At 38.7% G+C, this 18,292-nt stretch carries 17 protein-coding genes and 1 other annotated feature; of the genes, 14 read left to right on the top strand and 3 right to left on the bottom strand.

The genetic code is table 11. The features are described from left to right. Nucleotides 1-77 precede the first annotated feature (77 nt). The 7 genes from F1560_RS15260 to F1560_RS15230 all read left to right on the top strand — a co-directional run bounded on the left by F1560_RS15260 (nt 78) and on the right by F1560_RS15230 (nt 7,426). Complete coding sequence (locus F1560_RS15260) at nt 78-887, top strand: cytochrome c biogenesis protein (protein WP_149475512.1); 810 nt, start codon at nt 78-80, stop codon at nt 885-887. Between the two features lie 31 nt (nt 888-918). Continuing rightward, nucleotides 919-1,848, top strand: a complete 930-nt coding sequence (gene hemC / locus F1560_RS15255; RefSeq protein ID WP_149475511.1) for a hydroxymethylbilane synthase — start codon at nt 919-921, stop codon at nt 1,846-1,848. Beyond that, nucleotides 1,848-2,603 (top strand): uroporphyrinogen-III synthase, encoded by a 756-nt coding sequence (locus F1560_RS15250; protein WP_149475510.1) that lies wholly within the window; start codon nt 1,848-1,850, stop codon nt 2,601-2,603. The genes hemC and F1560_RS15250 overlap by 1 nt, the downstream gene beginning before the upstream one ends. 6 nt (nt 2,604-2,609) lie before the next feature. Beyond that, complete coding sequence (gene hemB / locus F1560_RS15245; protein WP_149475509.1) at nt 2,610-3,596, top strand: porphobilinogen synthase; 987 nt, start codon at nt 2,610-2,612, stop codon at nt 3,594-3,596. A gap of 15 nt (nt 3,597-3,611) precedes the next feature. Next, nucleotides 3,612-4,901, top strand: a complete 1,290-nt coding sequence (gene hemL / locus F1560_RS15240; protein WP_149475508.1) for a glutamate-1-semialdehyde 2,1-aminomutase — start codon at nt 3,612-3,614, stop codon at nt 4,899-4,901. A 284-nt stretch (nt 4,902-5,185) separates the two neighbouring features. Continuing rightward, nucleotides 5,186-6,358, top strand: coding sequence for a stage VI sporulation protein D (gene spoVID, locus F1560_RS15235; RefSeq protein ID WP_149475507.1), 1,173 nt, complete (start codon nt 5,186-5,188; stop codon nt 6,356-6,358). 63 nt (nt 6,359-6,421) lie between these two features. After that, nucleotides 6,422-7,426 (top strand): protein kinase family protein, encoded by a 1,005-nt coding sequence (locus F1560_RS15230; RefSeq protein ID WP_187773745.1) that lies wholly within the window; start codon nt 6,422-6,424, stop codon nt 7,424-7,426. On the opposite strand, the gene F1560_RS15225 is transcribed toward F1560_RS15230, so the two are convergent. After that, entirely contained in the window at nt 7,423-7,611 is a 189-nt protein-coding gene (locus F1560_RS15225; RefSeq protein WP_149475505.1) for a hypothetical protein, read from the bottom strand. The genes F1560_RS15230 and F1560_RS15225 overlap by 4 nt on opposite strands. A 147-nt stretch (nt 7,612-7,758) precedes the next feature. After that, nucleotides 7,759-7,994: a binding site (T-box leader), on the top strand. Nucleotides 7,995-8,043: 49 nt separating this feature from the next. Between F1560_RS15225 and F1560_RS15220 the strand changes: the two genes are divergently transcribed. Next, nucleotides 8,044-10,689: a valine--tRNA ligase gene (locus tag F1560_RS15220; protein WP_149475504.1), complete on the top strand. Its 2,646-nt coding sequence runs from the start codon at nt 8,044-8,046 to the stop codon at nt 10,687-10,689. 52 nt (nt 10,690-10,741) lie between these two features. Here F1560_RS15220 and F1560_RS15215 read toward each other — a convergent pair whose 3' ends face one another. Both F1560_RS15215 and F1560_RS15210 read right to left on the bottom strand, forming a co-directional pair. Next, entirely contained in the window at nt 10,742-11,593 is an 852-nt protein-coding gene (locus F1560_RS15215; RefSeq protein WP_149475503.1) for an ATP-grasp domain-containing protein, read from the bottom strand. Next, nucleotides 11,590-12,480 (bottom strand): ATP-grasp domain-containing protein, encoded by an 891-nt coding sequence (locus F1560_RS15210; RefSeq protein ID WP_149475502.1) that lies wholly within the window; start codon nt 12,478-12,480, stop codon nt 11,590-11,592. Before F1560_RS15210 ends, F1560_RS15215 begins: the two co-directional genes overlap by 4 nt. A 56-nt stretch (nt 12,481-12,536) precedes the next feature. Between F1560_RS15210 and F1560_RS15205 the strand changes: the two genes are divergently transcribed. The 6 genes from F1560_RS15205 to mreD all read left to right on the top strand — a co-directional run. After that, nucleotides 12,537-13,808 carry a bifunctional folylpolyglutamate synthase/dihydrofolate synthase gene (locus F1560_RS15205; RefSeq protein WP_149475501.1) on the top strand — a complete coding sequence of 424 codons (1,272 nt, stop codon included), beginning with the start codon at nt 12,537-12,539 and terminating at the stop codon, nt 13,806-13,808. A 141-nt stretch (nt 13,809-13,949) separates the two neighbouring features. Further along, nucleotides 13,950-14,831, top strand: a complete 882-nt coding sequence (locus tag F1560_RS15200; RefSeq protein WP_149475500.1) for an SPOR domain-containing protein — start codon at nt 13,950-13,952, stop codon at nt 14,829-14,831. A 197-nt stretch (nt 14,832-15,028) separates the two neighbouring features. Continuing rightward, nucleotides 15,029-15,718, top strand: coding sequence for a RadC family protein (gene radC, locus F1560_RS15195; protein ID WP_149475499.1), 690 nt, complete (start codon nt 15,029-15,031; stop codon nt 15,716-15,718). Between the two features lie 226 nt (nt 15,719-15,944). Beyond that, the gene (locus F1560_RS15190; protein ID WP_149475498.1) at nt 15,945-16,982 is read left to right on the top strand and encodes a rod shape-determining protein; all 1,038 of its coding nucleotides are present in this window, start codon (nt 15,945-15,947) and stop codon (nt 16,980-16,982) included. 16 nt (nt 16,983-16,998) lie between these two features. After that, on the top strand, nt 16,999-17,880 hold the full coding sequence (gene mreC / locus F1560_RS15185) for a rod shape-determining protein MreC (protein WP_149475497.1): 882 nt from the start codon (nt 16,999-17,001) through the stop codon (nt 17,878-17,880). Continuing rightward, a partial coding sequence (mreD, locus tag F1560_RS15180) for a rod shape-determining protein MreD (protein WP_246811942.1) occupies nt 17,880-18,292 on the top strand: 413 nt, incomplete at its 3' end. The genes mreC and mreD, both read left to right, overlap by 1 nt.

Raw genomic sequence — 18,292 nt, 5'->3', positions numbered from 1 at the left:
TGCTTCGTGGACGTTAATCCTTCAAGATTATAAGATTATTTACGATTCTATCTTTACAGAAAGGATTATAACATGAAATGAAGTGGCTCTACGAAATAATTCTTATTCTATATAGCCTTAGTTTAATTGGGTTCTTTATCGATTTCATACATCACAACCGGAAAGCTAATAAAATTGCTTTCTGGTTGATTTGTATGGTTTGGGTACTGCAAACCGTTTTTTTCTTTTATGAAGTATTTGGGGAGAAAGGCTTTCCTGTTACGAGCCTAGTGGATAGTCTATTTTTCTATTCATGGGTATTAATTACGCTTTCGATTATAATAAATAAGCTATTTCAAATTCGTTTTATTGTGTTTTTCATCCAAGTATTTGGCTTTTTTATTTTACTATTGTATTTTGCTGCGAGCACCAAAAATAATCAGTTGAATGATTCGATTCAATTTGTACATGAAATATTAATTGCCCACATTACACTTGCAATCGTTTCCTATGGTTTCTTTACGGTTGCGTTTTTACTCTCCATTATGTATTTAATTCAATATCGTTTCTTAAAAAGCAAAAAAGGGTTAAAATGGATGTGGCAGTTAGGAGACTTGAAGCAATTAGATAACTATAGCTTTATTGCAATCTCGATTGGGGTGCCATTATTATTAATTGCGATTATATTAGGGGTAGTTTGGGCGCATGTTTCTGCCTCCGAATTTTATTGGTTTGACATGAAAACGATTGGTTCATTACTTGTTCTAATTGTATATGTCGGATATTTAGTATTGCGCCTCGTTGTAGGATATGTGGGAAAACCATTAGCTACATACAATACAGCGGCATTTTTAATATTGTTAATGAATTTCTTTTTATTCAGCACGTTATCGAATTTTCACTTCTAAAGAGTAAGTAATTTAAGGAGGTACACAACGAATGCGTAAAATTATCGTTGGTTCAAGAAAAAGTAATTTAGCAATAACACAGACCAAATGGGTGATTGATCAGCTAAAAGCAGCTGGTGTAAAAAATGAATTTGAAATCAAGGAGATTGTTACAAAAGGAGATCGAATTTTGGATGTAACATTATCCAAAGTAGGTGGGAAAGGTCTCTTTGTCAAAGAGATTGAGCAAGCTATGTATGATAAAGAAATTGATTTAGCAGTACATAGTATGAAGGACATGCCATCCGAGCTACCCGAAGGCTTAATGATTTCATCGATCCCAATAAGAGAAGATCATCGAGACGCATTTATTTCTAAAAACAATGTGAAGCTGAGCGACTTACCAAATGGTGCGGTTGTAGGTACGAGTAGCTTACGTCGTTCAGCGCAAATACTTGCGGAACGTCCAGATATTTCGATCAAGTGGATCCGTGGCAATATTGAAACAAGGCTTCGCAAATTGCACGAAGAGGACTATGATGCGATCATTCTTGCTGTATCTGGATTGAAACGTGTTGGTTTAAGCGAAGAATTGATTACAGAATACCTTGACCCGGAAATCGTTGTTCCAGCTGTTGGACAAGGGGCACTCGCAATTGAAAGTCGAGCAGATGACGAAGAGATTCAGGGAATCCTGCAAGCTATTAATGATGATTTGACAACGAGAACGGTTTCTGCTGAACGAACGTTTCTACATTTACTCGAGGGTGGCTGTCAAGTACCAATCGGTGGCTATGCATACCTCGATAAAGACGATATAATACTGACTGCACTTGTAGGAACGCCAGACGGCAAAACGATTTTAAAAGAAACAGTAAGAGGAACAGATCCTATAGCTGTAGGAAAAGAAGCTGCAGAAGCTTTAATTGGTCAAGGGGCAAAGGAAATTGTAAATCGTGTAAAAGAGGAGCTTGAAAAGTAATGGAAGAGTCCTTACATGAAAGCAAAATTCTAATAACGAGAGAAGCAAGCCAAGCAGAGGAATTCTCTAAAAAGGTACGAGAGCTTGGTGGTATACCGATCGAGGTTCCTTTGCTTGCGATTTCATGTAAAGATGAACAATCAGCCAAGTACACCTTTTCCAAAATGGATGATTTCAGGTGGATCTTCTTCACAAGTGCAAATGGCGTTCATTGTTTTTTTAGTCTTGCGGAAAAATATAATAGGAAACAATTGCAGCATCACAGGTTAGCAGTTGTTGGCCATAAGACCGATTTAGCACTAAAAAAATATGGCTATCAAGCGGATTTTATTCCTAATGTCTATCACGCAGAGGCAATGGCAGAGGAGTTTTTACAGCAGTTTCCTAATGAAGGACCGATATTGCTCATTAGAGGGAATCGTTCGCGTGATACGCTACCTGAGGAATTTACGAAGCACAACGTACCACATGATTTGTTGGAGGTTTATGATACCGGATATAATTATGAAATGAAGGATCGATTAAACGAACTGTTAACAGGGGACGCCATCGATTTCATCACATTTACAAGCCCTTCAACGGTTGAAGCATTTGTAGAAATGGCCAATACAATTCCAAAGAAAAACTATGTATGTATTGGCACGACAACAGAACAGCGTGCAACAGCATTAGGTATCCAATCTTTAAACCCACCTAAGGAATTTACGGTTGAAGCCATGCTGGAAACGATATGTACCTACATAAAGAAAGGATAGATTACGATGTCACAATCAATCAATTTTAAACGCCATCGTCGCTTACGATCTTCGAATGCTATGCGTTCGATGGTACGGGAAAATCATGTAAGAACAGAAGATTTTATTTATCCGATTTTTGTTATTGAAGGTGAAAAGATAAAGAATGAAGTTCCTTCCATGCCTGGAGTTCATCAGTTATCCTTTGATTTATTGCTTGATGAGGTAAAGGAAGTGTACGAACTCGGTATTCGTTCGGTAATCTTCTTCGGTGTTATTTCAGAGAAGGATGAGATTGGCACAGGAGCTTTTGCTGAAGATGGCATCATTCAACAAGCAACAAGGCTTGTTAAAAAGGAGTTCCCGGAATTGCTCGTTGTTGCAGATACATGTCTTTGTGAATATACGTCACATGGTCACTGTGGTGTGATTCATGATCACGACGTTGACAACGATGAATCCCTAAAGCTTTTGGCAAAAACAGCCGTGTCGCAAGCTGAAGCAGGTGCGGATATTATTGCACCTTCCAATATGATGGATGGTTTTGTTGCTGTTATTCGCCAGGCGCTAGATGAAGCAGGTTACTCACACATTCCGATTATGTCCTATGCTGTCAAATACGCTTCGGCTTACTATGGTCCTTTCCGTGATGCGGCAGATAGTACACCGCAATTTGGTGATCGGAAAACATACCAAATGGATCCAGCAAATCGACTGGAAGCGCTTCGTGAAGCGGAATCAGACGTTGCAGAAGGCGCGGATTTCTTAATTGTAAAACCTGCTATGTCATACTTGGATATTGTTCGTGAAGTTCGTGATAATTTTAATGTGCCTGTAGTTGCTTACAATGTTAGTGGTGAATATTCCATGGTTAAAGCAGCTGCACAGAATGGCTGGATTGATGAGAAAGCATTAGTAATGGAGAAGCTAACATCTATGAAGCGTGCAGGAGCAGATTTAATTATTACCTATTTTGCAAAAGATGTTGCGAAATGGCTAAAAGAAGATAACTAGAGGGGGCGGATTAAAGTGGTAAGGTATAATCAATCAGTAGATGCGTATAAAGAAGCAGTTGATCTAATGCCAGGCGGGGTGAACTCCCCTGTACGTGCATTTAAGTCTGTAGGTATGTCACCAGTATTCATGGAATCTGGTAAAGGGTCAATGATTTACGATATTGATGGCAATGCATATATTGATTATGTGTTAAGCTGGGGGCCATTAATTTTAGGTCATGCTGCGGACCATGTTGTAACGAAGTTAAAGGAAGTTGCTGAAAAAGGGACAAGCTTTGGTGCGCCAACACTGCTTGAAAACAAGCTAGCAAAATTAGTGATTGACCGTGTACCTTCAGTTGAAATGGTTCGAATGGTAAACTCAGGAACGGAAGCAACGATGAGTGCGATTCGTCTTGCTAGAGGTTATACCGGTAGAAATATTATTCTTAAATTTGAAGGAAACTACCATGGGCATGGAGATTCGTTATTAATTAAAGCTGGCTCAGGTGTTGCAACACTTGGATTGCCAGATAGTCCAGGGGTTCCAGCTTCCATTGCTCAGAATACAATTACGGTACCATATAACGATGTAGAAAGTGTTAAACTTGCTTTTGAGAAGTACGGGAAAGATATTGCAGCAGTTATCGTTGAGCCAGTATCAGGAAACATGGGTGTTGTACCACCTAAAAATGGTTTCTTGCAAATCTTGCGACAGATCACAGAGGAAAATGGTACACTCCTTATTTTTGATGAAGTAATGACTGGATTCCGTGTTGGCTATTACTGTGCGCAAGGACACTTTGATGTTACGCCAGATCTAACTTGTCTTGGTAAGGTTATCGGTGGTGGGCTACCTGTTGGAGCTTATGGTGGTAAGCGTGAAATTATGGAAAGCGTTGCGCCTGCAGGTTCCATTTATCAAGCAGGGACCTTGTCAGGAAACCCACTTGCAATGACAGCTGGTTATGAAACCTTATCCGCATTGACAGAGGGATCTTATGAGGAGATAAGCAAGAAAATAGATCGACTTGTAGAAGGATTCCAACAAGCTGCAGCGGAATTTGATATTCCTTTACATGTTAATCGGGCAGGTTCGATGTTTGGTGTATTTTTTACAAATGAAGAAGTCATCGACTTTGAAACAGCTCAGCAATCAAACTTGGATTACTTTGCACAATATTATCGTGCCATGATGGAAGAAGGAGTTTTCCTACCACCATCACAGTTTGAAGGGTTATTCCTATCGACTGCACATACCGATGAAGATATTGAAAAAACAATCCAAGCAATTCGCACAGCTTTTTCAAAAATTGAAAAGTAAGCTTAAAAGCGTAACGACTTTATGTCGTAGCTTCTTGCACACATAACAATAAAAAGCTATTTCAGGATAGAAATCACCTTGGTAAAGAGGGTGTTTCATATTGGAATAGCTTTTTTCATGCATATCTCTGTAGGTGGATTCATATAGATTATAAAGACATATCGGCATATTGGTTATATGTTGGCAGATATGGACGTAAAGCATTCCTATCTGCATAGTGCAGGCGAAGGCATTCGTTCAGGATGTTAATGAATGCTAAGTTTTCTAAAGAGGAGGGAATTGATTTGGCAGGCGATTCCAAAGCGTTCACTTTTGATTTAGAGGAATCACTCTATTTTGAAAAGGGACAGGAAGTTGCGGAGTTACGAGGGATAGCATTAGAACCTGAAATATCCATCCAGCCCTATGAAGAATACATCTCGATTCGTGGAAATATTGAACTTCAAGGAGAATACGAAAAAATAGCTTCTGTGGAAGTTGATCGTTCACTAGACTTTGAAGATTTCCAAGCGAAGCGTTATGTGGAAAAGGTAATAGACGAGGAAGGATTGGCTTCATTTTCTCACCGATTTCCTGTAGAGATTTCTGTCCCGCCATACCGAGTAGCAGACTTAAATGATGTTACGGTTCATGTAGAGTCCTTTGATTATGAAATTCCAGAACCAAGTCATTTGAAATTGTGTGCAACCATTGAAATCCATGGGATTAACAGCGAGGTAGAGTACCCACGTCATGAAGTGGACTCAGTTGAGGAAATAGAACAAACGGAAGTGGAATCAGTAGTTGAAGACACTTCTAGCGCTGAGGTGGATTCATTTGAATTTGAAATTAGAAAACCACAGGAAGAGGAACAGACCGTTTCTGATTTAGTGGAGCCAGAACTTGATGCAGGTCCATTAGATGAACAAAAAACTAATGATGCAGAAGAAATTAAAATGGAAGCAAGAGAAGAACTAGATTCCGTACAAGTGGAAGAAATTGAAGAAGAACCAGAAGAGGCAGATGTTATAGAAATCGTAGACGAGATTAGGGCAGAAGAAGAGGAACAAAAAGAACAAGAAGATAATGATCCAGATCGATGGAAGAAGAAATCCCAAACATTAGCAGAGTTCTTTAATAATTTGTCAGATGAAGACGCAGAGGCTACTGAAACAGAGACTGAGGAAGCAGAAGAGCTAGCCTATGAGGATGATATCGTCGCATCTGATGTAGATGAGTCGGAAGCTTATGAAGAACGTGAACCAGAGGATGCCAGTTTATTATCTGATATTTTCAGAGAAGCAAAAGATGAGCAGTTTACGAAAATGAGGATCTGTATTGTACAAAATCAAGATACCATTGAAACAATTGCGGAGCGATTTTCTGTAAGTCCGCTTCAACTGATTAAACAAAACCAGCTTGAGGATGATTTTGAAGTTCATGAGGGGCAACTGCTGCATATCCCCGTTAATAAATAATCGAAAATACCCCCTTCATGCAAAGAACAAGGGGGTATCTCCTTTGGTAGGTGGTGATAAATGATGGAAGTAGTAAAAGAGATATTGCAGGCGTATCGAATCTATCCAACAGAAATTGAAAAGGTTACCGAACATCTCTTTCATATTAAAGATGGACGGCGTGATTATGCATTGAAAAAAAGCTCATTGAAGCAAGATGATATTGCTGCATGGGAACATGTTTATTATATAGCAAATGAGAAAAACCTTTCGGAAATTGTCCCCGTTTACGTAACGAAAGATGGTAAGCTTTATGAAAACACCAGTGATTCCATATACTATCTTAGCCCTTGGCTGCTATTTGCGCCTCGCTCAAGTAGCGAAAATTCGATTGAACGAACGATGGGAATTTTGGCACATATCCATGAAAAGACACAGCAAAGTCAACGTATTTCGAAATCCACCTTAAATAAAAATTTTCATACATACCAAACATTTTGTGAACAGCTGCCAAATGAATTATATTCCTATGTGCTTCGTTTTGAACAGCAAGCCTATATGTCTCCATTTGAATTACAGGTTTGTACACATTATCGAGATATTGAAATTGCGTTAAATCGGATAAATAGTGAGATAAGCGAATTTCTCGATCAATCAGAAGAAGAATTAACATGGAACCTTTCTCTATGTCATGGGAATCTTGAACTGGATCATATACTGAATAAGCATGTTATTAATTGGGAGCAAGCCCGTTATGATCACGTTGCAGTGGATTTGGTAAACTACTTCCATCAGTTGACAGGAGAATACGATCAACCAAATGAGTTACTTATGGAAGGTTTCAACGTATATAAACGAAAATACGATCTCGATATGTTTGATATGAAATTGTTATCCATTTATCTACTTAATCCAGCCTCTTACATGACGATCATCCGAGACTATGTGAGAAGTCCAAAAGAAAAGACACTGACTTATCAAGTCAGTGAATTACAGAAACAATATCGCAAGCTAATTTTCGCATTAAAGTGGACGGATTTTATCAAGGATGAATATGAAACGTTATCCTTTGATGATCCTTCTATTTAGATCCACTCCAAATAAAATGCAATAATTAGTCCAATTAGTATGCCTGATAAAAGAACATCAAAAGTCGTTGGAATTAATAATGTGCGGATCAACTGAAAAATCACGATTGGTAAAAGAACTTTCTCGAACACAAAAAGGCAGTGTCTTGCCCATGGTGGCAGCTTATATCGATAATACCTAGCCACAGATAGCACCTCTTTCTTAGCACATTTTACGCTTTATTTCTATACTATGTATAAATACACCAAATTGGTGCAATAACAATAATAATAGTTGACGGTAATGTAAGGAAGCTATAAAATAATACCTATATAACAATAAGCAATTATATTTTAAACGCGATGAAAGGGAAGAGTACAAAATAAACGCCTTTAGAGAGGGAAATCCTGAGCTGAAAATTTCCTAGGTAGGTTGTTTTGGAAGGTCGCCCTTGATGCAGCTTCTTTGAAATTATTTTTTAACGTAGAAGAAGCCGGTAATTGACCGTTATCAAACAATGAAGTGTGCAAACGATTATCGTTTGTAAACAAAGGTGGTACCACGGAATCTAACCCTTTTCGTCCTTTATTTTTAGGATGAAAAGGGTTTTTTGGTTTTTTATTATAGGAGGTAGTGCAATGAGTAAAAATGAACAAACGTCCCTTCCATCAAAATACAATCCGCAGGAAGTGGAAAAAGGTCGATATCAATTTTGGTTAGAAGGAAAATATTTTGAAGCAACTGGTGATCCAGATAAGGAGCCATTCTCGATTGTTATTCCACCACCAAACGTTACAGGTAAGCTACATTTAGGTCATGCATGGGATACGACGATGCAGGATACCATTTCTCGCATGAAGCGAATGCAGGGGTATGATGTATTATGGTTACCAGGTATGGACCATGCTGGTATTGCAACCCAGGCTAAGGTAGAAGCGAAATTAAAGGAACAAGGTACAACTCGCTACGAATTAGGCCGCGAGAAATTTTTAGAGAAATCTTGGGAGTGGAAGGAAGAGTATGCCGATTTTATCCGTTCCCAGTGGGAAAAGGTAGGTCTTGGGCTTGATTATTCCCGTGAGCGTTTTACACTAGACGAAGGTTTATCCGATGCAGTGAAAGAAGTATTTATAAAATTGTATGAGAAAGGTCTCATCTATCGTGGGGAATACATTATTAACTGGGATCCGCAAACGAAGACGGCGTTATCTGATATTGAAGTAATCTACGAAGAGGTTCAAGGTAAGTTTTATCACATGCGTTATCCAATTAAGGATAGTGATGAAACAATCGAAATCGCGACAACACGTCCAGAAACAATGCTCGGTGATACAGCAGTGGCAGTTCATCCGAAAGATGAGCGTTACAAGCATCTAATTGGGAAAAAAGTAATGTTACCAATTGTTGGTCGTGAAATTGAAATTGTTGCAGATGATTACGTTGATATGGAATTTGGTTCAGGTGCGGTTAAAATCACACCTGCCCATGACCCGAATGACTTTGAAATTGGTAATCGTCATAACTTAGAACGTGTCCTCGTTATGCATGAAGATGGGTCCATGAATGAGAATGCCGGTAAATATCAAGGACTGGATCGTTTTGAATGCCGTAAGCAAATTGTAAAAGATTTACAGGAGCAGGGCGTCCTATTCGAAATTGAAGACCATACCCATCAAGTTGGACATTCGGAGCGTAGTGGTGCAGTTGTTGAGCCATACTTGTCAACACAATGGTTTGTTAAAATGGAACCACTGGCTAAAGAGGCACTGGAATTACAACATGAAGAAGGTAAAGTTAACTTTGTACCAGAACGCTTTGAGCGGACGTACTTTAACTGGATGGAGAATATTCGAGATTGGTGTATTTCTCGTCAGCTTTGGTGGGGACACCGCATTCCAGCATGGTACCATAAAGAAACAAAAGAAATATATGTTGGAAAAGAAGCCCCGGCTGATATCGAAAATTGGGAGCAGGATGAAGATGTGTTGGATACATGGTTCTCCTCTGCACTATGGCCATTTTCAACGATGGGTTGGCCGAATGAAGAATCCGAGGACTTTAAACGTTACTTCCCAACTGATGTACTTGTAACAGGCTATGACATTATTTTCTTCTGGGTAGCTCGGATGATTTTCCAATCGAAGGAATTTACTGGCGAGAAGCCGTTTAAGGATGTACTAATTCATGGATTAATCCGTGATGCAGAAGGTCGGAAAATGAGTAAGTCACTAGGAAACGGTGTTGACCCGATGGATGTTATCGAAAAATATGGTGCCGATTCCTTACGTTATTTCTTATTAACCGGATCAACGCCTGGTCAGGATTTACGTTTTCATTGGGGAAAAGTCGAGTCAACATGGAACTTTGCGAATAAAGTATGGAATGCATCTCGCTTCTCCTTAATGAATATGGAAGGTTTCACGTATGAAGATATTGATTTAACTGGAGAGTTAACGCTCGCAGATAAATGGATTTTAACGCGTTTAAATGAAACGATTGATCATGTAACGAAAAACACGGCAAAGTATGAGTTTGGTGAAGCAGGTCGTCATTTATATAACTTCATTTGGGATGAGCTTTGTGATTGGTATATTGAAATGGCAAAACTTCCGTTATACGGTGACGATGAAGCGAAAAAGAACACAACGAGATCTGTACTTGCACACGTTCTTGATCAGACAATGCGGATGCTGCATCCATATATGCCATTTATTACAGAAGAAATTTGGCAGCAGCTTCCACACCAAGGTGACTCCATTACCGTTGCTAAATGGCCGGAAGTAGAAGAGAAGTATCATGATGAGGCGGCTGCAGCAGAAATGAAACGACTTGTGTCCATTATTAAATCGGTTCGTAATAGTCGTGCAGAAGTAGACACACCAATGTCGAAGCAAATTCAAATGCTAATTCAAACTGAAAACGAAACAGTGATGCAGGAGCTAGAAGGAAACCGTGACTATTTAGAGCGTTTCTGTAACCCGAGTGAGTTAACAATTGCTGTAAATGTAGATGTTCCAGAAAAAGCAATGTCTGCAGTTGTTACTGGCGCTGAAATTTTCCTTCCGTTAGAGGGGCTGATTGATTTTGATAAGGAAATCGAACGGTTAGAAAATGAGCTTACAAAGTGGACGAAAGAAGTGGAACGTGTACAGAAGAAGCTTTCCAACCAAGGATTTGTTAGCAAAGCACCAGCAGCGGTTGTAGAAGAAGAAAAACGAAAAGAAGCAGATTATCTTGATAAACAAGCAAAAGTAAAAGCAAGACTTAATGAGTTAAAAGGCTAAGCGTGCCAATAGATTTCAAAAAAGCGGAAATCCAAGTGAGGATTTCCGCTTTTTATGTAATACACCGTTTTATATGACCAATATATGCTTCAAGAATATTTATATCACTGCATGCACTTAATGTTCTAGAGCCAACAACATCCTCAATTTCATTGAATAATAACGTACCATCGTGTCCAATTAAAAAGTCAATTCCGACCATACCAAAATCAAAATGATCGATAATTTTCTTAATCAGTTTTTCCTCCGAGCCATTTAGTAAATAGAGTTCGGCTTCTCCACCTAATGTAAAATTTGCGCGAAAATCGGTCGAGCTTTTGCGTAAGACAGAACCAATAATTTCTTTCCCAACGACAAACACACGTAGATCTTTTCCAAGCTGAACTGCAGTTGATTGCATAATGATGTTTCCTTGGATTGTCTTTCTACATGTAAGCCAATCCTGCTCGTTTGTTATATAAAAAACTTGCCTGCCACCTCTACCACTCACTTCTTTCACAATAAATGGATAGTCAAGTGGCGGAATGTCCTGCATTAATTCCTTTTTGCTGTATATCGTATCAACCATTGGTAACCCAAGTTGATGGATATAATGATGCGTGAGTGCTTTATCATTACAAATCGTAGCTACGGAGGAGGAATTAAAAACGGTAACTCCCATTGTCTCCAAATGAAGGTTCAATAAAGGTTCAATTGTCCTTACAATTGCAAAATCTGGTAGTTGAACAGGTTCGCTATCAATAAGCACTTGTTGCTTGTTTTGTACAACTCCCATTTTCATCGCTTCCCGGTGAACAAGCTGTAGCGATAATGCTTGTAATCTTGCTTCTTCAATAAACCATTCAATGTAGGTGCTATTTTGAATCGCATCTTTTTCTTGATAAATAAGCCAGCCTGTTTTCATGATAGGACCTCCAAAATATGCACTATAATAAAGTCGGCTGCATTAATACCAGTACAGTCTAGTAAGTTTCGGATATGTGCATTCGAATTAATTTCACAAACAAGACACTTATTATCTGGACCAATTAATAAGTCGACTCCAGCAAAATCTGCACCAATTGCTTTCGTTGCTGTAATGGCGAGTGTAGCTTCTTCTTTTGTTGGTGTATACTTCTTCATCGTTCCTCCAGAAGTTACGTTAGCGCGAAAGTCATTTGTATTCGTTCGCTCCATAGCTGCAACAACTTGATTTCCAACCACTTGTAATCGTAAATCCTTCCCATAACTGGAGGGGATAAATTGTTGGAATAAGTAAGGTCTGCTTTGAATAACTTCAATCTTAGCAATAACCTCTTCTAGACTATGTAATAAATAGACCTGTTCTCCAAAGGAGCCAAAGGCCTCTTTAATAATTAACGGAAGGCCTAACTGTTCGACTGCTTTTTCAACTAATTTATAATCAACTTTTCCAGTAGTAAAGATTTTCGGTGCGATGATCGTTTTGGGCATTGGGATGTTCTTGGATGCCAAGAATTGATAGGAAGCGATTTTATCATCGCTAATTTCAATTGCTTTTGAGCTGTTAAAAACCGGTATCCCTATTAGTTCAAGCTGTCTTGCCAAATAAATATCTTTATCAGCAAAAACGACAAAATCTGGAAGCTCTGCTTTATCTAGTTGAACAATTCCAAGTTGATCTGTGGCTAGTAGACTGAGTAATGCATTGTTTTTATAGATTTTCATATCACTGCCTTGCTTTGCTGCGGCTTCCTGGATCATTTCAGCGTAATCAATAAACTTAGAGCCTGGCAGATTTCCATTATATATAATCCATCCATTGGGTTTCATTTATTTCTATCCTTTCTGCTATAATAACGTTACTTACTATTGAAAGTGGTGTAACCATGTTTACGACGTTTCAAGAAATTGAAGCCTTTTTCAACAGCCGAAAAGCTTTTGGTATAAAGCCTGGCTTAGACCGAATTCACCGGCTGCTTGCATTATTAAATCATCCAGAGAAAAGTGTTCCGGCTATTCATGTAGCGGGTACAAATGGAAAAGGATCGACCATCCAATTTATAAAAAATGCCCTACAAGCAAACGATGTTAAAGTTGGTGTTTTTACTTCACCAAGTTTAACTGGGTTAACTGGACATCTACTGATAGATGATTCGGAAATAAGTGAACCAACCTTTATTGATCTATGTAATGAACTGTATCCGCATGTGTTGCAGCTCGATCAAGAACATAATCCCCCTACAGAATTTGAGATTATAACTGCGATTGGTTTTCTCTATTTTTCACAAGGCGTTGATATTGCATTAATTGAAGCTGGAATGGGTGGAAGAGAGGATACGACAAACTGTTTCCATCCAATCCTATCCATTATAACAAATGTTGCCAAAGACCATACAGCTTTTCTTGGAGATTCTATTTCTGAAATTGCCTATCAGAAAGCGGGAATTATTAAAGTTAATTCTCCGGTGATTGTAGGTGACTTAGAAGCAGAAGCACTCGCAGTGATTATAGCAGAAGCAAATAAATGCAATGCACCTGTCTATCAATTAGGGGAAAATTTCTCCTATAATCGAAATAAGGATAGAAGCATGACTTGGTTTAATAATGGAAGAACTGTAAAGACAAATCTTCAGATGTATGGTGAGTACCAATTCCAAAATGCATCTATTGCTCTCATGGCACTTGAGAAACTTGTTGATGCTGGTTATCAAATTTCTTTTACCAAAGCAGCGTTAGCAATTGGACAAACAAAGCTGGCAGGGCGGTTTGAAATAGTGAATAAAGATCCACTTGTTATTCTTGACGGTGCACATAACTCTGCTGGAGTTGCTGCATTTATTAAAACCGTTAACGAACACTTTACTGCAGACGAAAAGCATGTACTAGTGGCTGTATTTAAGGATAAAGAGCTTGATGCCATGCTTGAGCAACTCGGTGCATCCTTTACGTCGATTACGCTAACTAGCTTTCAGCACCCACGTGCTGCTAACGCAGAGGATCTCTATCAACTAACTTCTACTAGTGAAAAACACATTGCTACGGATTGGAAAGAGGAAGTAAATCAAATACTGCAAGGTAAGGGTTCTGGCGTAAGGTTTATTACAGGTTCTCTAAACTTTATTTCACTTGTTAGAGAATATATTCTTTCTAGGAAATAAAACCGAAGAAAAAGCAAGATTATGTTGAACGATTTTTTAATGGCTTGTCATTTTTCGTCTTACTTTTCAAATGTGCTGTGCTAGAGTTATATAGACTAGCAATTCAACCTCTATTCATAACCAGTCACAGGAGGGAAAAAAGTGGACAAAAATAAAGCTATTCTTGTAGAAAGAAATGGAGAGCAGCTTAAATATAAGCTGCATGATAAAACACATTCTTCTACAACAGATAAACAGACAGCAGCTGCAGTCGAAGATTCTGATAAATCAATTCCTGTACTAACTGGGTCTAGTAAATCAAAAAAAATATTTAGTAAAAAGAGCCCTGGGAAGGGTCAATCGTTTAAACCACTGGTCGTTGCGGTCATATCTGCGATTATGATAGGATCCTTGCTCGGATTTTTTATGTTGCGTTTATTTGTGGGAGTGGAAGGAGAAATGGTTGGTGGAGCGGCGGATGCGGATCAATCACAAAATGCAATGGCAGTAGCAGAGGATAATTCATCTTCATCGGTTGCAGAATCCACGTCTGTTCCACTAGAATCGTTACAAGCGCATGTTTTACAGGCAGGGATTTTTTCGGAAGAAGCGAATGCAGTTGAATGGGCGGACGGCTATATTGCAAAAGGGATTCCAATGATGATTTGGGAACAGGATAATCAGTACTTTCTTTTAGCTGGAATTGCGGCGACAAAGGAGCAGGCGAAACAAATAGCAGATAGCTTGCAAGCAAAGGGGTCCGTTGATATTTATGTGAAGGAATGGAGTACGTCAAGTGGTGAAGTTGAACTAACGGCGGAAGAACAAGAGTGGATGAGTGCATTCCAGGATGTTTGGCAAACCTCATTAGCTAACTGGTCGGAACAGCAGAACTTGTCAATGGAGACTTGGAACGAGCTTACAGATACCGCTCCTGAAAGTACCGAGACCTTAGCGCCGCTTTTAACGTCTATTAATGAATCTGATGAACAAGGAACACAGCTTTTACAGTGGATGTATGATTATGAACAACTAATTCAATAATTTTAATTCAAAAACAGGTGATAAAATTACCTGTTTTTCTATTTTTACATGGTATTTAGCTATTAAAAAGCTATTTTCTTTTAGAAAAAATTAGATTTTGTACGTTATGTTCCTTGTTAGAACAGTGTTTTTGTGAGTTGTTGGCTGTCCTGGAGGAGGATATGATAAGCATAATCAAAAAGAAAGGAGGAGTCATAATGAATATACGAGAGATTATGATAAAAGATGTACCAAAAGAAGATCGACCACGAGAACGGTTACTAACACATGGAGCTGATCATTTATCGAATCAAGAATTACTATCTATTCTTCTTGGTAGTGGCACGAAAGATGAATCCGTTATGTCGGTTGCTAACCGTGTGCTCATGCATTTTGAAGGGTTGAAACTGCTAAGAGGTGCTACAATCGAAGAATTAACTTCTATTAAAGGAATTGGTACAGCTAAGGGTTTACTAATTTTGTCGGCAATTGAACTGGGAGGACGAATGCATGCATATAAGTCGAATGATAAGTATGTCATTCGCTCACCAGAAGATGGTGCAGATTACATTATGGAGGAGATGCGAAGTTTAAACCAGGAGCATTTCGTCGCTTTATTTTTGAATACGAAGAATCAAATTATTCACAGGCAAACTATTTTTATAGGAAGTCTCAATGCAGCAATCGTACATCCTCGTGAAATTTATCGAGAAGCTGTTAAACGATCAGCCGCATCGATCATTGTTGCTCATAATCATCCCAGTGGAGACCCCGAACCATCCCAAGAAGACATTCATGTAACAAGACGATTAGTAGAATCAGGAAAAATGATTGGAATCGATCTTTTGGATCATTTAATTATAGGAGATCGAAAATTTGTATCTTTAAAAGAAAAAGGCTACTTATAACACTATCTATTTTGTAGATTTTTTCGTATAATTATAGAAGGACTGACAGATCAGCGCCATTTTTCAAGTTTAGCATGAAAGTGGCGCTTCTTATGATTACGAGATTAGAATGGTATACGTCAGCTTTTTAACGGACATCGTGATGAGTGGTTGCAACTGATAAAATGAATCGATATAGTTAGACTACATAGGAAGAGCGAAAGGTGATTCGGAGAGGGAGATTTTATTGGGTATTTTTAGTTTTTCACAGGACTTTGGAATCGATTTAGGTACTGCTAATACATTGGTTTATGTAAAAGGAAAGGGCATTGTTGTGCGTGAGCCGTCAGTTGTTGCAAGAAATACAGAAACTGGTCAGATTGAAGCCGTCGGTGGAGCGGCTAAAAATATGATTGGAAGAACTCCTGGAAATATTTCTGTTATACGTCCGATGAAGGATGGTGTCATTGCGGATTACGATACGACAGCAGCGATGATGAAATATTACATTAAAAAGGCGATGAAAAATCGTTCTATTCTTGCCAAAAAGCCAAATGTTATGATCTGTGTTCCATCTGGTATTACGATGGTTGAAGAACGTGCAGTTATTGATGCAACAAAACAGGCGGGGGCAAGAGATGCATTTCCAATTTCTGAACCGTTTGCTGCGGCGATCGGGGCAGGATTACCTGTTTGGGAGCCGACTGGTAGTATGATTGTTGATATCGGTGGTGGAACAGCGGAAGTAGCTGTTATTTCTCTGGGCGGTATTGTCACAAGTCAATCCATTCGTGTTGCTGGCGATAATATGGACGAGTCCATTATTAGTCATATACGTAAAAAATATAGTTTGCTTATTGGTGAGCGTTCTGCGGAATCCATTAAAATGGATATTGGAATGGCTCGAAAAGCTGATCCTGATGTCGAGATGGATATTCGTGGGCGAGACTTATTGACAGGTTTACCAAAAACCGTTACGGTAACAGCGGAAGAAATTTCCCTCGCTTTGGATGACACAGTTGATGCCATTGTTGATGCAGTTAAAGTTACACTGGAACGAACACCACCTGAACTTGCTGCTGACGTAATGGATCGCGGAATTGTCCTATCAGGTGGAGGAGCATTGCTCAAAAATTTAGATCAAGTAATAAGTGATGAGACGAAAATTCCTGTTTTTGTTACAGAAGAACCTTTGGAAAGTGTAGCAATCGGTACGGGGAAATCATTGGACTATATTCAACAGTTCCGCTCTAGCCCAAGTATATCATCTCGTCCTTTAAATTAATAAGTAGGTGTCTTAGGTGCAATTTTTTCGTAATAAACGACTTTTTATTCTATTAATTGGTTTTATAGTTCTAGTAGCTTTAATTGGCTATTCATTAAATAACCGGGAAAATTTAAGTACTCCCGTTAAATTTATTAATGATGCAGTTGGGTGGACGCAGGAAGTGATTCACACCCCTGTCAAATTCATTACTGATATTGTTTCAAATATTAATGATTTCAAAAACACGTATGAAGAGAATCAATTATTGAAAGAACAGCTATCGCAATATCAAACACTGACTTATGAAGTTCAGGAAATAAAAAAAGAAAATGAAGAACTCATGGCATTGTTAGAAATCGAGGATTCAGCTAGAGATTATGATCCAATTCAAGCTACGGTTATATCTAGATCGCCAGAGCGTTGGGTGGAACAGGTGACAATCAATAAAGGAAGGCAGGATGGTGTAACTAATAATATGGTTGTCATCACAGCAGAAGGTATGGTCGGAAAAATTCAAAGTGCTTCCGAATTTACCTCAACAGTGCAGCTGCTTACTGGATTTGATCAGTTTAATCGAATTTCTGCAACGATTTCTAGAGGTGACGATGAAAAAAGTATCTTCGGTATGATTGAAGGATTTGAAGACGAAACGAATTCGTTACTATTCCGAATCATTGAAGAGTCTGATAAAAATTTAGAAGAAGGAGAACTAGTTGTTTCTTCTGAGTTAGGTGGGGAGTTTCCTGCGGGGCTTCCAATCGGTACGGTCAAAGAAGTTGTTTCCGATCAATATGGGTTAACTCGCATCGCGATGGTTGAGCCAGCAGCTGATTTATATGAATTAAGTCATGTAATTGTTGTTGACCGCGCTTTGGGGTCACCAGAGGAAAACAGTGATGAGGAGGAAGATGAGTGATGAAACGTTTATACTTTCCTCTCATTCTTTTTCTGTTAACCATTTTAGAGGGTGTTGCACTAGAACTTTTGCCATCTAATCTTGTGATGAGTGATATGCTAATGGTCCCGCATTGGGTTTTTGCATTTCTAGTATACATGACCGTTTTCTATGATAATGACAATACCTATCATTCTCTCGTCTATGCTTTACTCTTTGGATTATTAATTGATATTGTATATACGGGTATACTTGGTGTTTACATGTTTATGTATGCATTGACAATCTATATTATCCATGGCTTCAAGAAAATTCTCCAAGGAAACTTCTATGTATTATTGTTATTGGGAGCCGTAGGATTCTTATTAGTGGATCTTTCGATTTACTTTATTTATATGGTTGTAGGGTTAACAGATATGGTCTGGGAGAGTTA

Origin of the sequence: Oceanobacillus polygoni, assembly GCF_008304605.1 — a bacterium.
GTDB lineage: Bacteria > Bacillota > Bacilli > Bacillales > Amphibacillaceae > Oceanobacillus > Oceanobacillus polygoni.
This window is presented reverse-complemented; position numbering and strand designations above follow the sequence as displayed.

What these genes read in the sequence shown, in the direction of transcription:
- F1560_RS15210 (WP_149475502.1), bottom strand. Translation starts at nt 12,480, where the DNA reads ATGAAACCCAATGGATGGATTATATATAATGGAAATCTGCCAGGCTCT.
- F1560_RS15250 (WP_149475510.1), top strand. Translation starts at nt 1,848, where the DNA reads ATGGAAGAGTCCTTACATGAAAGCAAAATTCTAATAACGAGAGAAGCA.
- F1560_RS15260 (WP_149475512.1), top strand. Translation starts at nt 78, where the DNA reads ATGAAGTGGCTCTACGAAATAATTCTTATTCTATATAGCCTTAGTTTA.
- F1560_RS15220 (WP_149475504.1), top strand. Translation starts at nt 8,044, where the DNA reads ATGAGTAAAAATGAACAAACGTCCCTTCCATCAAAATACAATCCGCAG.
- radC (WP_149475499.1), top strand. Translation starts at nt 15,029, where the DNA reads ATGAATATACGAGAGATTATGATAAAAGATGTACCAAAAGAAGATCGA.
- hemC (WP_149475511.1), top strand. Translation starts at nt 919, where the DNA reads ATGCGTAAAATTATCGTTGGTTCAAGAAAAAGTAATTTAGCAATAACA.
- hemB (WP_149475509.1), top strand. Translation starts at nt 2,610, where the DNA reads ATGTCACAATCAATCAATTTTAAACGCCATCGTCGCTTACGATCTTCG.
- F1560_RS15230 (WP_187773745.1), top strand. Translation starts at nt 6,422, where the DNA reads ATGGAAGTAGTAAAAGAGATATTGCAGGCGTATCGAATCTATCCAACA.
- F1560_RS15205 (WP_149475501.1), top strand. Translation starts at nt 12,537, where the DNA reads ATGTTTACGACGTTTCAAGAAATTGAAGCCTTTTTCAACAGCCGAAAA.
- F1560_RS15215 (WP_149475503.1), bottom strand. Translation starts at nt 11,593, where the DNA reads ATGAAAACAGGCTGGCTTATTTATCAAGAAAAAGATGCGATTCAAAAT.